This window comes from Brevibacillus sp. NPDC003359, assembly GCF_042878995.1.
Lineage (GTDB): Bacteria > Bacillota > Bacilli > Brevibacillales > Brevibacillaceae > Brevibacillus.
Map to the genome: position 1 here is coordinate 373,307 of NZ_JBIAOR010000002.1, position 1,471 is coordinate 374,777.

Below are 1,471 nucleotides of genomic sequence, written 5' to 3' on the forward strand. Positions count from 1 at the left end.
TCAATCCCTAAAACATAACCTACAAACGCAAGAACAAGAACTGCTTGTCTCCGAGCAAAAGCTCCAGGCTAAGGAGTTGAAGCTGCATTCTCAGACACAAGACCTTCAAGCACAGGAGCAGGAGCTTCTCGGTCTTGAACAAGCGTTACAAGCGCAAGGACTAGAGCTGCATTCTCAGGCGCAAGAACTCAATGCACGGGAACAGGAACTTCTCAGTATTGAGCAAGAGTTGCAGGCACAAGGGCAAGAGCTGAAATCCAAAGCGCAGAACCTGCAGACGAAAGAACAACTGCTCACTACCAAAGAGCTGGAGCTGCATTCTCAAACGCAAGACCTCAATGCACGGGAACAGGACCTTCTCAGTATTGAGCAAGAGTTGCAGGCACAAGGGCAAGAGCTGAAATCCAAAGCGCAGAACCTGCAGACGAAAGAACAACTGCTCACTACCAAAGAGCTGGAGCTGCATTCTCAAACGCAAGAACTCAATGCACGGGAACAGGAACTCCTCGGTCTCGAGCAAGAACTTCAGACACAAGAGCAAGAGCTCACTTCCAAAGAGCTGGAGCTGTATTCTCAGACGCAAGACCTCAATGCACGGGAACAGGAACTCTTCGGTCTCGAGCAAGAACTTCAGACACAAGGGCAAGATCTTGAATCCCTGGCTCACAACCTGCAGACAAAAGAACAACAGCTCTCCTCCAAAGAGCTAGAGCTGCATTCTCAGACGCAAGACCTCAATGCACGAGAACAGGACCTTCACGTTCTCGAACAAGAATTGCAAGTGCAAGGGCAAGACCTTCAATCCCTGGCTCACAACCTGCAGACTAAAGAACAACAGCTCTCTTCCAAAGAGCTAGATCTGCATTCTCAGACGCAAGAACTCAATGCACGGGAACAGGAACTCCTCGGTCTCGAGCAAGAACTGCAGACACAAGGACAAGAACTTCAATCCCTAGCTCACAACCTGCAGACAAAAGAACAACAGCTCACTTCCAAAGAGCTAGAGCTGCATTCTCAGACACAAGACCTCAATGCACGGGAACAGGGCCTTCTTGGTCTCGAGCAAGAACTTCAATCACAAGGGCAAGACCTTCAATCCCTAGCACAAAACCTACAGACAAAAGAACAACAGCTCACTTCCAAAGAGCTAGAGCTGCATTCTCAGACACAAGACCTCAATGCACGGAAGCAAGACCTTCTCAATTTCGAACAAGAACTTCAGACGCAAGGGCAAGACCTCCAATCCCTAACGCATAACCTGCAAACATTAGAACAACAGCTCACTTCCAAAGAGCTAGAGCTGCATTCTCAGACGCAAGAACTCAATGCACGGGAACAGGACCTTCTCGGTCTCGAGCAAGAACTACACACACAAGGGCAAGACCTTCAATCCCTAGCACAAAACCTACAGACAAAAGAACAACAGCTCACTTCCAAAGAGCTAGAGCTGCATTCTCAGACACAAGACCTA

Annotated in this window: 1 protein-coding gene; it reads left to right on the forward strand. The window is 48.7% G+C overall.

All coding sequences use genetic code 11. The features are described from left to right. Window positions 1-1,471, forward strand: a 1,471-nt coding sequence (locus tag ACFYU8_RS11265; RefSeq protein ID WP_483862305.1) for a coiled-coil domain-containing protein, incomplete at both ends; no start/stop codon positions are given.